13 protein-coding genes are annotated in these 12,451 nt (G+C 64.5%); 4 read left to right on the forward strand and 9 right to left on the reverse strand.

What is annotated here, in order from left to right; translation table 11 throughout:
• Nucleotides 1-91 precede the first annotated feature (91 nt).
• Nucleotides 92-1,459: a cytochrome P450 gene (locus FCU66_RS16890; RefSeq protein ID WP_136621851.1), complete on the forward strand. Its 1,368-nt coding sequence runs from the start codon at nt 92-94 to the stop codon at nt 1,457-1,459.
• Nucleotides 1,460-1,642: 183 nt separating this feature from the next.
• Here the strand turns inward: FCU66_RS16890 and FCU66_RS16895 are convergent, their stop codons facing one another.
• The 8 genes from FCU66_RS16895 to FCU66_RS16930 all read right to left on the reverse strand — a co-directional run bounded on the left by FCU66_RS16895 (nt 1,643) and on the right by FCU66_RS16930 (nt 8,405).
• On the reverse strand, nt 1,643-2,620 hold the full coding sequence (locus FCU66_RS16895) for a complex I NDUFA9 subunit family protein (protein ID WP_136625423.1): 978 nt from the start codon (nt 2,618-2,620) through the stop codon (nt 1,643-1,645).
• Between the two features lie 117 nt (nt 2,621-2,737).
• Nucleotides 2,738-3,190 carry a DoxX family protein gene (locus FCU66_RS16900; RefSeq protein ID WP_136618334.1) on the reverse strand — a complete coding sequence of 151 codons (453 nt, stop codon included), beginning with the start codon at nt 3,188-3,190 and terminating at the stop codon, nt 2,738-2,740.
• A gap of 194 nt (nt 3,191-3,384) precedes the next feature.
• Complete coding sequence (locus FCU66_RS16905; RefSeq protein WP_136618333.1) at nt 3,385-3,666, reverse strand: hypothetical protein; 282 nt, start codon at nt 3,664-3,666, stop codon at nt 3,385-3,387.
• Nucleotides 3,667-3,909: 243 nt separating this feature from the next.
• The gene (locus FCU66_RS16910) at nt 3,910-4,911 is read right to left on the reverse strand and encodes an Ldh family oxidoreductase (protein WP_168991892.1); all 1,002 of its coding nucleotides are present in this window, start codon (nt 4,909-4,911) and stop codon (nt 3,910-3,912) included.
• Between the two features lie 143 nt (nt 4,912-5,054).
• Entirely contained in the window at nt 5,055-5,864 is an 810-nt protein-coding gene (locus FCU66_RS16915; RefSeq protein WP_136618331.1) for an ABC transporter permease, read from the reverse strand.
• Entirely contained in the window at nt 5,864-6,529 is a 666-nt protein-coding gene (locus FCU66_RS16920) for an ABC transporter permease (RefSeq protein WP_095084307.1), read from the reverse strand. The genes FCU66_RS16915 and FCU66_RS16920 overlap by 1 nt, the downstream gene beginning before the upstream one ends.
• Before the next feature lie 206 nt (nt 6,530-6,735).
• Nucleotides 6,736-7,536, reverse strand: coding sequence for a transporter substrate-binding domain-containing protein (locus FCU66_RS16925; RefSeq protein WP_136618330.1), 801 nt, complete (start codon nt 7,534-7,536; stop codon nt 6,736-6,738).
• Between the two features lie 53 nt (nt 7,537-7,589).
• Nucleotides 7,590-8,405 (reverse strand): ABC transporter ATP-binding protein, encoded by an 816-nt coding sequence (locus FCU66_RS16930; protein WP_136618340.1) that lies wholly within the window; start codon nt 8,403-8,405, stop codon nt 7,590-7,592.
• A gap of 244 nt (nt 8,406-8,649) precedes the next feature.
• On the opposite strand from FCU66_RS16930, the gene FCU66_RS16935 reads away from it, so the two are divergent.
• From FCU66_RS16935 to FCU66_RS16945, 3 genes are all read left to right on the forward strand, one after another.
• Nucleotides 8,650-9,498 (forward strand): dimethylarginine dimethylaminohydrolase family protein, encoded by an 849-nt coding sequence (locus FCU66_RS16935; protein WP_136618339.1) that lies wholly within the window; start codon nt 8,650-8,652, stop codon nt 9,496-9,498.
• The gene (locus tag FCU66_RS16940) at nt 9,495-11,096 is read left to right on the forward strand and encodes a 5-guanidino-2-oxopentanoate decarboxylase (RefSeq protein ID WP_136618329.1); all 1,602 of its coding nucleotides are present in this window, start codon (nt 9,495-9,497) and stop codon (nt 11,094-11,096) included. Before FCU66_RS16935 ends, FCU66_RS16940 begins: the two co-directional genes overlap by 4 nt.
• 187 nt (nt 11,097-11,283) lie before the next feature.
• On the forward strand, nt 11,284-11,991 hold the full coding sequence (locus FCU66_RS16945) for an SDR family NAD(P)-dependent oxidoreductase (protein ID WP_136618328.1): 708 nt from the start codon (nt 11,284-11,286) through the stop codon (nt 11,989-11,991).
• Between the two features lie 100 nt (nt 11,992-12,091).
• On the opposite strand, the gene FCU66_RS16950 is transcribed toward FCU66_RS16945, so the two are convergent.
• On the reverse strand, nt 12,092-12,391 hold the full coding sequence (locus FCU66_RS16950) for a hypothetical protein (protein ID WP_136618327.1): 300 nt from the start codon (nt 12,389-12,391) through the stop codon (nt 12,092-12,094).
• Nucleotides 12,392-12,451 lie beyond the last annotated feature (60 nt).

Raw genomic sequence — 12,451 nt, forward strand, 5'->3', positions numbered from 1 at the left:
CCGGTCACATTCCGGAGAGCAGGGCTTGCCGTTCGGTCACATGGACGCCTGCTTTGCGGCTCACTACATTGGTGTATCAGCGGAGCAGCCCATGGACATCCAGCCCGCCCCATTCGTCCCCCCGGCGCCGAAGCCGCGCACGACGCCGCCCTCGACGCTGGAGATGATCCGCATCGTCTACCGCAACCCGCTCGAACTGTGGGGCGAGCATACCTACAACGAGCCCTGGATTTCGGCGAATGGCGTTGGTGGACATCTGATCGTCGCCAACGATCCCGGCCTGATCCGCCACGTGCTTGTCGACAACGCCAAGAACTACAAGATGGCGACGGTGCGCCAGAAGATCCTGCGGCCGATCCTGCGCGACGGCCTGCTGACCGCCGAGGGCGAGGTCTGGAAGCGGTCGCGCAAGGCGATGGCCCCGGTGTTCACGCCGCGCCACATCTTCGGCTTTGCCCAGCCGATGCTCAGGCGTACGCTGGACTTCGTCACCCGTTACGAAGACGGCGGCACGTCTGACATCGCCCATGACATGACGCTGCTCACCTATGACATCCTGGCCGAAACGCTGTTTTCCGGCGAGATCGCTGGCGAGCCCGGCAGTTTCGGCAACGAGATCGACCGCCTGTTCGAGACCATGGGCCGCGTTGACCCGCTCGACCTGTTGCGCGCGCCCGACTGGCTGCCACGTCTCACCCGCATCCGCGGCCGCAAGACCATGGCCTATTTCCGCAAGATCGTCACCGACACGGTCAAGATGCGCGAAGCGAAATTCAAGCGCGATCCCGATGCCGTGCCGCAGGATTTCCTGACGCTGCTGCTCAAGGCCGAGGGGCCCGAGGGGCTGACGCGGGCCGAGGTCGAGGACAACATCATCACCTTCATCGGCGCCGGCCATGAGACGACGGCGCGTGCGCTCGGCTGGACGCTGTATTGCCTGGCGGAATCGCCGTGGGAGCGCAACCGGGTCGAGCAGGAGATCGACCACGTGCTGGCGCGTGAGCCCGATCCGACGAAATGGCTGGACGCCATGCCGTTCACGCGTGCGGCTTTCGACGAAGCGCTCAGGCTCTATCCGCCGGCCCCGTCGATCAACCGCGAGCCGATCGAGCCGGAAATGTGGAAGGATCTTTATATTCCGAAGCACGCCGCGGTGCTGGTCATGCCGTGGGTCGTTCACCGCCACAGGAAACTGTGGGACCGGCCGGATGCCTTCCTGCCGGAGCGCTTCCACCCGGGAAACCGCGAAAAGATCGACCGCTTCCAATATCTGCCGTTTGGCGCGGGCCCGCGCGTCTGCATCGGCGCCAGCTTCGCCATGCAGGAGGCGATCATCGCGCTGGCGATCATGCTGTCGCGCTTCCGCTTCGACACCACAGCCGAAACGAAACCCTGGCCGGTACAGAAACTCACCACCCAGCCACAAGGCGGTCTACCGATGCAGGTCACGCCCCGCTAGGCGCGCCGATATTCAGGTGATGCCGGCCTGCGAACGATGGCTTCCTGCGCTTCCCAGTTCTACTGCGTCGCAGTAGAACTGTGCTCACGTACCTTAAGTACGCTCCGCTCCGGTTCTCGGAAGCCACCATTCTCGACTCGGCCTGAGCTGAATCTCAACACACCTTCAGGCAGCTGTAATGAGCTATGCAGCAGGCTTGCGCTGCTGGAACTGGCCGGCGGCGCGGTAGCGCCAGAGGTAGCTGGGCAGGATCGTCGCGATCGATTGCGGCTGGATGCCGAGTCCGGCAAGCGTCCTGTTGGCCTTGGCGGCCGCATCCGAAACGATGTTGTGCTCGCGCAACTGCATCACCTGGTCCTTGGTCAGCAGCGGATTGGGCAGGAGACCGAGGAACGATGCCTGGATGTTGGCCACCCACCACGGCACCGGCACCAGCAGGCGCTTGCGCTCGATCACCTCAAGCAGCTCTTCCATGCATTCCTTGAAGGTGAGCACCTTCGGCCCGCCGAGCTCATAGATCTGGCCGCCATCGACCTTGCCGTCGACCGAGCGCGCCACCGCTTCGGCGACGTCGCCGACATAGACCGGCTGGAACTTGGTCTGGCCGCCGCCAATCAGCGGCAGCACCGGCGAATAGCGCGCCATGTTGGCGAAGCGGTTGAAGAAGTCGTCCTCTGGCCCGAAATTGACCGACGGGCGAAAGATGACCGCGTCTTTGATCGTCTCCAGCACGGCCTTTTCGCCAAGCGCCTTGGTGCGCGCGTAGCCCGATTCGGAGTTCGCATCCGCGCCTAGCGCCGAGACATGGGTGAGGCCGGCGCCGACGGCGCGGGCCGCTTCGGCCACAGCGCGGGCGCCGAACTCGTGCACGGCGGAGAATTTCTGACGGCCGCTCTCATGCAGAATGGCGACCAGATTGACGACATGGTCGGCGCCCTGAACGGCGCGGTCGACCGACCAGCGTACGCGCACATTGGCCTGCACCGGCTGGATCTGGCCGACATTGCCGAGCGGCTGCAGATGGCCGGCGAGATCGGGCCGCCGGCAGGCGACGCGGATGCGATAGCCGCGCTTGGCCAGTGCGCGCACCACATGGCGGCCGACAAAGCCTGACCCGCCAAAAACGACGACGAGCTTTGGGGTCTGCAGGATTTCGGTCATGGCTGGCTCCGGCGCTCGCAAGCTTGGCTGAAGCCGTTTCATAATCCGTTTCGCGTCAAAGGCAAAGGGCGACGCGTCGTCGCTGCTGCCCTTGTTTTCAGAGCAATTTCAGCCTTGTCAGAACGCCTTGCCGATGCGGGCGTCGATCGAATGGCGGTTGCCGCCGCGAATGACGAAGAAGAGCAGGATTGCCACCCACAGCAGCGACTTTTCCGCGCCCGAAAAGCCCTGGCCCATGGTCACCCAGTGGAACCAGACCGTGACCAGAAGCACGAACAGCCCGGCAAAGGCGGCCGGCCGTGTCAAAAGCCCGATGGCGATGAGAATGCCGCCGAAGAATTCGGTGCAGGCCAGGAGCAACGACCACAAGGCGCCCGGATAAAAGCCGAGGCCCTCGACCATCTCGGCGGCGCCGAAAGGATTGCTGATCTTCTGCGAACCATGAATGGTGAGAAACGTACCGGCGACGACGCGAAGAACGGTTTCCGCACCATCATGCAAGGCTGCGTAGACCCTGCCAAGGCCCGGGATGACAAGGCTGTTGCGGGGATTGTCCGTGCTTGCCGACATTGTGGCTCCTCTGTTTGCTCAATCAGCGCAAACGGCCGATCAGGTCGGGCGAAGTCAAATAAACAAAAGTTGACCAAAATACGAATGTTTATCATTGCGGCGACGAAACGCAGAAAACCCCGCCGAAGCGGGGTTTTCCGGGTGACATCCATGCGAAGTCAGGGGCCGACGGAGCGGCCTGACCTGAGACGGTATCAGGAGGGCGTGAAGCAAGTACGCCCACCCCAGCCCTGAACATCCGACATGGTGCCGCCAACCTTTTTGCAGGCCGCGATGAAATCGGCGCTGCAGCTGGCGAATTTTGCATGGCCGTCCTTGCAATAGTGATCCTCGGTGGCGCCGCCACTCGGGGCGGTGATGACGCCCGGGCTGGACGGCTTGACCGGCGCGGCCTTCAGACTGGCTGCCTGCGTGGCACCCATGAACGAGCCGAGCAGAAGGACGGCGGTCAGCATGGTGATCTTGGCGTTGGTCATGGTAATTTCCTTTGATTTGGGTTGAATTTTCCGAGGCGCAAAGGGACATCCTCCGCGTGAAACAGGCCTTCGCTTTTCGGTTTGCTGCTTCCCTCGGTATGGATCGGGCAAGCTCGCCTTGCCCTGGACAAAGCTGGGTCGCAGCAAGGCGCAGAAAGGTTCAGCGGCGCGCAAAGAAAAATCGCACCGTGCCGCGCCTCAGGCGGGCAGATCTGAGATAACTATCTGATATCTAATGGATTATCAGGAAGAATAGCGGGCAGCGAATTCGGAAATGCGCTGCACCACCGCCTTGGATGCGGTGATGCCGCGCGCTTGCGCCTTCTCTGCGGCCTCTGCGCGGGCACGCCCGGGCACGTGCACGCCGAAGCGCCGCCGCAGCCGGTCGAGCTGGTCCTTCATCCGCTGCTCGAAATCCGGATCGAGCAGCTTGGGCTCGACGGCAAGCACGAACAGCCCGGTGCCGGGACTGTCCGGTCCGCCGCTGAACCATGGCGCGTCGAGCGACCAGTTGGCGCCCGACAGGCCCGCCGCCAGCACCTCGACCATCAGCGCGATGTTGGCGCCGCGCTGGCCGCCGAAGGCAAGCATGGCGCCTTTCATGGCGGCGGCCGGATCGGTGGTCGGGTTGCCGCTGGCGTCCAGCGCCCAGCCCTCGGGGATTGTCTTGCCGTCCTCAGCCGCCTTGCGGATGTTGACGAAGGCGGTGGCGCTCGACGACTGGTCGATAACCAGCGGCGCGCCATCGGCTGCGGGCGCGGCAAACGACATCGGGTTGGTGCAGTAGACAGGCTTGACCGAGCCGGAGCCGGCAAGCACGGCCGGCCCGTTGGTGGCTGCGAACGACACCAGTCCTTGGGCTGCCAGGCGCCCGGTGAAATAGCCGAGCGCGCCGCACGTATAGGCGTTCTTCTGCGAGAAGATGGCGACGCCGAACAGTTTTGCCGCCTTGGCGAGGTCGTCGATGGTGCGGTCGAAACCAGTATGCGCCAGCCCGCCGCGCGCATCGGAGAGATAGACCGCCAGCGCCGGCCGGGTGATCACCGGGTCGGCATTGCCGTCGATGCGTCCGGCTTCCAGCGCCTCGAGGTAATCGATGAAATGCGACAGCCCGACGGAGGAAAGCCCTTCCGCCTCGGCGGCGATGATCGATGCAGTGAGCGATTGTGCCGCTTCCTCATTGGCGCCGGCGCCAAGGGCCGCCATCCGGCACAGTCCTTTTGCCTGGTCGAGACTGAGTTGCATCATGGCCGTCCTGAGATCGCGGATTGCGGTTATGGGGTTGGGTTTGTGAGTAGCAGCACATGAGGGGGCTTTTGTGTTGAAAATCGTCCGCAACTGCAAGAAAAGCGGCGAACGCGTCCGCCGCCGCCGTCTGCTGTGCGCCTCTAGCCGATCTTGTTCGGGATCCTGGCCTCGATCCTGCTGAAGGCGAAGACCAGAATACCGGTGATCGTCATGTAGATCAGCGCCAGCAGCAGCAAGGGCTCGTAGGTGAGGTAGGTGTCCTGCCGCACCTTGGACGAAACGGCGAAGATATCGATGACGCTGATCGTCGCCACCAGCGGCGTCGACTTCAATTGCAGCACGGTCTCGCCGGTCAGTGTCGGCAGCGCCCGGTAGATGGCTTGCGGCAGCCAGATGCGCCGGAACGCCTTCCAGCGGCTCATGCCGAAGGCGCGCGCGGCCTCCAGTTGCCCCTTGGGCACGCCGGCAAAGGCGCCGCGCATCACCTCGCCCTCATAGCCGGCGAACGACAGGGTCAACGCCAGCACGCCATAGGGCCAGGCTTGCCTGAGATACGGCCACATCCAGGATTCGCGGATCCACGGATATTGAGGGAACAGCGAACCCAGGCCGTAATAGAGCAGCCACAGCTGGATCAGCAGCGGCGTGCCCCGGATCACCGTGCAGAACACCTTGGCGGGTGCGGCGAACCAGAAGGAGCCGGTGGCCTGCGCCAGCCCCAGCGGCACGGCGAGCAGGAAGCCCAGCACGCAGGTGACGGCCAGGATCCACAGCGAGCGCCAGATGCCGATCAATCCCATTTCATAATATTGCGGCAGCCAGTCCCAGCGCATGAAAAAGGCCGCCGACAGAACCAGGCCGAGTGCGATCAGGATCAGCACGATGCGGTGCGGCTGCAGCCACAGCGACGTTCGCGCGACGGCGTTGATGATGGCCGCCTCGTTGGCCATCAGCGCGCCTCCTTGAGCGAAGGCATGCCGCGCCTGGACCAGGCCTCGATCCGGCCGATGATGAGATTGGAAAACAGCGACAGCAGCAGATAGAGCACGCCCGCTGCGAAAAAGAAGGTGAAATAGGCTTTGGTGACGCCCGCCGCCTGCCGCGTTGCCAGCGCCAGCTCGTAGAAACCGACGACCGCCAGCAGCGCGGTGTCCTTGGTGGCGATCAGCCAGAGATTGGCGAGGCCAGGTATGGCGAAGGGCAGCATCGCCGGCAAGGTGATGCGCCGCAACAGCAGGCCGGGAGACATGCCATAGGCGCGGGCCGCTTCGATCTGGCCCTGCGGAATGGCCAGGATCGCGCCGCGGATCACCTCGGTGGAATAAGCACCCTGAACGAAGCCGAGCACGGCGATGCCGGCGGCAAGGCCGCTGATGTCGACACGCTGGTAACCCATTGCCGTCAGCGCCTGGTTGATCAGGTCGGTCCCGGCATAATAGAGCAGCAGGATCAGCACCAGTTCGGGCACGGCGCGCACGATGGTGGTGTAGACCGCCAGCAGATCGCGCACCACCGGACCGCCATAGAGCTTGCCATAGGCGCCGCCGGTGCCGATCAAAAGACCGAGGCAGGTGGCGCCCAGCGCGATCTCGATCGAGTGCAGCAGCCCAACCAAAAGGGTCCCGCCCCAGCCCGGCGGGTAGGGCGAGAGAAGTTCGATGATGCCGGCCGCCGAGGCCGAAAGAAGTGCGTCGATCAGCGTCGCCCCCGGATTGTTGGCTCTAACCGCCGACGGCTGCGTCGGCGGCAAACATGCCTGGGAAAGATCGGGCAGGTGGGGCATGGCGCTGACGCCATGCCCCACAGCTCATGCGAGGATCGTCAGTTCGACTGCGCGCCGCCGCCGCCGTAAATATCGAAATCGAAATACTTCTTCGAGATCTCGTCATACTTGCCGTTGGCGCGGATGGCCTTGATGCCGGCGTTGATTTTGCCCTTCAGCTCGGTGTCCTCCTTGCGCACACCGGCGCCGACGCCCGGTCCGAGCACTTCATCGTCTGGAGCCACCATGCCCTTCAGATCGCAGCAGGCCTTGCCCTGGTCAGACTTCAAGAACTCGCCAAGCGCGATGGAATCGGCCTGCACCGCATCGAGGCGGCCGGCGGCAAGATCGTTGTTGGCTTCGTCCTGGGTCTGGTATTCCTTGATCTCGGAGGCTGTGCTGCCAAAGTGCTTCTTGGCGTAGACGGCATGCACGGTCGACACCTGCACGCCGACGACCTTACCCTTGAGGTCGTCCGGCGTGGCGCCGAATTTCTGGTCCTTCGGGCCGATGATGGCGGTCGGAGTGTTGTAGTATTTGTCGGAAAAGTCGATCGTCTTCTCGCGTTCGGCGGTGATCGACATCGAGGAGACGATGAGGTCGATCTTCTTGGTCGTCAGCGCCGGAATGATGCCGTCCCAGGCAACCGGGGTGATGACGCAATCAAGCTTCTCTTCGGCGCACACCGCGTCGATGAACTCGATCTCCCAGCCGACCCATTTGCCGGAAGCGTCCGGCGAGGTGAAGGGCGGATAGGGCTCGGCGGCGACGCCGATCTTGACCGGATCGGCCTTGGCCACACCCATGGCGGCGACGCCCAGCAGCAGCGCTGCGGCGAATGTCTTCAGAACAGTCTTCATTTCACGACTCCCAGTTTGTTGTTGGTTCCCGGTTTTCTTCCGTCCCGGCCTTCCTAGCCGATGTTGCGGATGAACTGCTTCAGCCTTTCGGATCTGGGCGCGCCGAAGATCTGCTCGGGCGGTCCCTCTTCCTCGACCAATCCATTGTAGAGATAGACGACATGCGTCGCGACCTCGCGGGCGAACTTCATCTCGTGGGTGACCAGCACCATGGTGCGGCCTTCGCGCGCCAGGTCGCCGATCACTTTCAGCACCTCGCCGACCAGCTCGGGATCGAGCGCCGAGGTCGGCTCGTCGAACAGCATGACGCGCGGATTGATGGCCAGTGCCCGGGCGATCGCGGCGCGCTGCTGCTGGCCGCCCGACAGATAGGCCGGATAGACGTCGCGCTTTTCAGCCAGACCGACGCGGGCGAGCAGCTTTTCGGCCTCGCTGATCGCCACATCGCGCTTGATGCCGAGCACATGCACGGGAACCTCGATGACGTTTTCGATCAACGTCATGTGGCTCCACAGATTGAAGTTCTGGAACACCATGCCGAGCTTGGAGCGGATGCGCTCGATCTGCTTGCGGTCGGCCGGAACCGTGTGGCCATGGCTGTCGGCCTTGAGCTTGATCTCCTCGCCATTGACGCGAATGATGCCGCTGGTCGGGTTTTCCAGGCAGTTGATGCAGCGCAGCAGTGTCGATTTGCCCGAGCCTGAGCCGCCGATGATGGCAATGACCTCGCCGTCGCGCGCCGACAGCGAGACGCCCTTCAGCACATGCAGCTCACCGAACCTCTTGTGCAGGTTCTCGACATGGATGGCTTCGGCGGCGCCGTCCTGCGCCGTGTGTTTCAATGCGGGTGCGGCGCCTTGCGCCTTCATCCCGGATGCGGCGCTTGTCGCCGTCATCCCTTCGACTCTCCGCGAAGCGGTCGAGCCCGTCGCTGCTGGTATCTTTTACCCATTAACCGTCACTGGACAGAGTTCCCATTCTCAGGATGGACCGTTCCGCTTGCCTCCGTCAACCATGGTTTTTGGACTATTGATCACAGCCTGCTGTAGTGGTTAGTGGCGGCAACGGACGTTTCGGGAGAATTGAGTGGGCAAATCATACGGGTCGCAGTCCATGGCCGGACCCCTGAAACGCGTGCTGATGCGGTCCGCCGCCAGCGCCATGCGCCATGCCAGGGCACAGGAATGGCACTATGGTCCGGGTTTCGATCCGCAAAAGGCCGCAGCCCAGCATGAGCAGTTGACCGGCATGGTCGCGGCCTCCGGCGCCGAGATCGAGTGGCTGACGGATGCCGATGACGGGTTGGCCGATTCCGTCTTCACCCATGATCCGTCGCTGATGACCGATCATGGCGCGATTATTCTCTCAATGGGCAAGGCGCTGCGCCGGGCCGAGCCAGGCCTGCATGAGGCCGCCTACACGCGCATGGGAGTCCCCATTCTCGGCCGGATTGATGATCCGGGCCAGGTGGAAGGCGGTGACTGCGTCTGGGTGGATGCAAACACGCTGGCCGTCGGCCGTGGCGTGCGCACCAACCAGGACGGCATCCAGCAGCTTTCGAACCTGCTTTCGCCCAAGGGCATTTCGGTTTTCGGTTTCGACCTGCCGCTCTGGCACGGCGAGGAGGCCTGCCTGCATCTGATGTCGGTGATCAGTCCGCTCGCCGACGATCTGGCGCTGGTCTACGCGCCCTTGCTGCCCGCCGCCTTCTACCAGCTGCTGCGGGCGCGCGGCATCAAGCTGGTCGAGGGCGATGCCGACGAGTTCTTCGCCTCCAACGGGCTCAGCCTCAACGTGCTGCCGACCGCGCCGCGCCAGGTCATCGCCGTTGCCGGTTTTCCCAGGACGGCGGCTGCCATGCAGGCGGCCGGCTGCGCGGTTTCCACCTTCGAGGCGGATGCGCTCTGCATCGCCTGCGAGGGCGGCCCGACCTGCCTGACGCGACCGGTGCTGCGCCAATGACCGCCACTGGGGCCACCATTGGGACGACCGTCGGCGAGGCGCTCATTTCGCTGCTCGAAGCCCATGGCGTCGACACGGTCTTCGGCATTCCCGGCGTGCACACGGTCGAACTCTACCGCGGGCTGGCGCGCTCGAAGATCCGCCACGTCACGCCGCGTCACGAACAGGGCGCCGGCTTCATGGCCGACGGCTATGCGCGCGCCAGCGGCAGGCCGGGTGTCGCCTTCGTCATCACCGGACCGGGGCTGACCAACACCATCACCGCCATGGGCCAGGCGCGCGCCGATTCGGTGCCGATGCTGGTCATATCAGGCGTCAACGCCATGCCGACGCTGGGCAAAGGGCTGGGTTTTCTGCATGAATTGCCCGATCAGCGCGGCATGATGGAGAAGGTGGCGCTGTCTTCGCAGCGCGTTACCGAGGCCAGCGAATTGCCCGGTGCCCTGGCGCAGGCCTTCGCCCTGTTTTCATCGGCGCGGCCCGGGCCGGTGCATATCGAGATCCCGACCGACGTCATGGTCAAGCCGGCGGATGGCATCGCTGCCATGCTGAGCAATGTGACGCCACCCGCGCCTGAAGGTGCCGCAATTGCCAGCGCGGCCGAACTCATCGCCGCTGCGCGCCGCCCGCTGATCCTGGTCGGCGGCGGCGCCAAACGCGCCGAAGCGCCCTTGCGGCGTCTGGCCGAACAGCTGGGAGCGCCGGTCGTCCAGACCGCCAATGCGCGCGGCCTGCTGCATGGTCATCCGCTTTGCGTGCCGGCCAGTCCCAGCCTGAAGGCAGTGCGGGCGCTGATGGCCGACGCCGACCTGGTCATTGCCGCCGGCACCGAATTCGGCCCGACCGACTATGACGGCTACAGCGATGGCGGCTTCGTCCTGCCCGCCAACCTGATCCGCATCGATATCGGCGCGGACCAGCTTGCCCGCCGCCCGGCGACGGTTTCGATCCAGGCCGATTGCGCCGAGGCGCTCGAAGCGCTGCTTCTGGAAACCGGCCATGTCCCGGCAAGCGAGGGCGGTTCGTCGCGCGCCGCTGCTACACGAAAAGCAGCCTTTGCCGAACTCAATCCGACGCTGCAGGCGCAGGTACGCGCCGTCGAGATGATCCGCGACGCTTTGCCGGGCGCGCTCATCGTCGGCGATTCGACGCAACCGATCTATGCCGCCAACCTCTACTACGACCATGATCGGCCAGGCGGCTGGTTCAATGCCGCCACCGGCTTCGGCGCGCTCGGCTATGGCCCGCCGGCGGCGATCGGTGCCGCCCTCGCGGTGCCCGATGCGCCGGTCGTCTGCCTCACGGGTGACGGCGGCTTCCAGTTCACGCTGCCGGAACTGGGCGCCGCGCTCGATGCCCGGGCGCCCGTCATCTTCGTCGTCTGGAACAATCGCGGCTATCGCGAGATCGAAACCTCGATGCTCGATGTCGGCGTCGAGCCGGTCGGCGTGTCGCCGGCGCCGCCGGATTTCTGCAAGCTGGCCGAGGCCTATGGCATCAGCGCCGAACGGCTTGCCGACATCGATGGTCTGGCGGATGCGCTGAAACGCGCGCGGGCCACCGGACTGCCGCGCGTCATCGAAATCACGGTTGACTGAACATCGGTGGCGCGTGCTCCGTCTCGGCTGGCATGACCCATGGCTGACCGGTGGGCGGACGCATGCAAAGACGCAACAACTGCCATGTCGAGATTTCAGTTGAGTGACGGCCCGAAAGGCGCGACGCTTCGCGTCGGCGTGGCACAAGAAACGACCTAACGATAAAAAAATGACAGGAGCGTCCAAGATGACGGAAACACTTGAAGGCAAGCATATCGTCGTGACCGGCGGAACCGGTGCGCTCGGCGGTGCGGTTGTCGGCAAACTGCTGAGTGACGGCGCGATCTGCCATGTACCCAATGCCCATGCCGCCGCACCGACGCATTTCCCCTTCACCACGCATGACCGTGTCGAGCTGGTGCACAATGTCGATCTCTCGGACCCCGCCAAGGTCGAGGCGTTCTACAGTCAGGTTCCAGGCCTCTGGGGCTCGATCCACCTGGCCGGCGGCTTCACCTCGGCACCTGTGGAAAAGATCGAGTCGGCGTCCTTTGCCGAGATGATGGACACCAATGCGCGCACTGCCTTCCTGTGCTGCCGCGCCGCGATCCGCTCGATGCTGTCGTCAGGCACGGCAGGCCGCATCGTCAACATCGCTGCACGGGCGGCGTTGGAACCGCGCAGGGGCGCCGGTTCGGTCGCCTACGCCGCCAGCAAGGCGGCGGTGGCGGCGATGACGGTGGCGATGGCCGAGGAGCTGAAGCACAAGGGCATCCTGGTCAATGCCGTGGCACCGTCGACGCTCGACACGCCGGCAAACCGCGCCGATATGCCGGACGCCGATGTCACCAGATGGGTCAGCCTCGAAGCCGCCGCCGAGGCCATCGCCTACCTTGCCTCGCCGGCCAACCAGGCGATGAGCGGCACGCTGGTGCCGCTTTACGGCAGGGCCTGAGGAGTCGCTGCAGCGCGGCCGCCGGCTTTGCCTGACACGGCGATGAAGCGGTCGCCCCGCTCGAGCATCTCGGCAGCCGTCGGCGGTGGAGTCCGGCGGCTCATTTGCAGACGAGCTTACCAACCTGCAGCTTGAACTTGCGCGGGCCCGGCATCGGCTTGGCGCTCGTGTCGTCGACGATCAGCACATCGAGCGTGCAGCCGCCGGCCCCCACCCGGTAGCGGTCGGTTCCCATATGCTCGATCGCGTCGATGGGGCGGCTTTCCAGTTTGCCGGCGACATCGGCACTGTCCGCGATGGCCTGGATCTCGGCCTGTCGTTGCCAGTAAGGCGGCAACGCCGCCGACGCTGCCACGGTGCCGGTCAACAGGAATGCGGCAACAAAGCCGATACGGATCATAAGTCCTCCGATCGTTTGGCTTCCAAGGGCGGCCTGTTGCCGACCTTGTCAGTCTACAGC

This window comes from Mesorhizobium norvegicum, from assembly GCF_004919685.1.
Taxonomy (GTDB): domain Bacteria; phylum Pseudomonadota; class Alphaproteobacteria; order Rhizobiales; family Rhizobiaceae; genus Mesorhizobium; species Mesorhizobium norvegicum.

Coding starts and splice junctions, on each gene's coding strand:
- FCU66_RS16895 (WP_136625423.1), bottom strand. CDS start 2,620: ATGACCGAAATCCTGCAGACCCCAAAGCTCGTCGTCGTTTTTGGCGGG.
- FCU66_RS16945 (WP_136618328.1), top strand. CDS start 11,284: ATGACGGAAACACTTGAAGGCAAGCATATCGTCGTGACCGGCGGAACC.
- FCU66_RS16940 (WP_136618329.1), top strand. CDS start 9,495: ATGACCGCCACTGGGGCCACCATTGGGACGACCGTCGGCGAGGCGCTC.
- FCU66_RS16915 (WP_136618331.1), bottom strand. CDS start 5,864: ATGGCCAACGAGGCGGCCATCATCAACGCCGTCGCGCGAACGTCGCTG.
- FCU66_RS16900 (WP_136618334.1), bottom strand. CDS start 3,190: ATGTCGGCAAGCACGGACAATCCCCGCAACAGCCTTGTCATCCCGGGC.
- FCU66_RS16930 (WP_136618340.1), bottom strand. CDS start 8,405: ATGAAGGCGCAAGGCGCCGCACCCGCATTGAAACACACGGCGCAGGAC.
- FCU66_RS16950 (WP_136618327.1), bottom strand. CDS start 12,391: ATGATCCGTATCGGCTTTGTTGCCGCATTCCTGTTGACCGGCACCGTG.
- FCU66_RS16910 (WP_168991892.1), bottom strand. CDS start 4,911: ATGCAACTCAGTCTCGACCAGGCAAAAGGACTGTGCCGGATGGCGGCC.
- FCU66_RS16935 (WP_136618339.1), top strand. CDS start 8,650: ATGGCCGGACCCCTGAAACGCGTGCTGATGCGGTCCGCCGCCAGCGCC.
- FCU66_RS16905 (WP_136618333.1), bottom strand. CDS start 3,666: ATGACCAACGCCAAGATCACCATGCTGACCGCCGTCCTTCTGCTCGGC.
- FCU66_RS16890 (WP_136621851.1), top strand. CDS start 92: ATGGACATCCAGCCCGCCCCATTCGTCCCCCCGGCGCCGAAGCCGCGC.
- FCU66_RS16925 (WP_136618330.1), bottom strand. CDS start 7,536: ATGAAGACTGTTCTGAAGACATTCGCCGCAGCGCTGCTGCTGGGCGTC.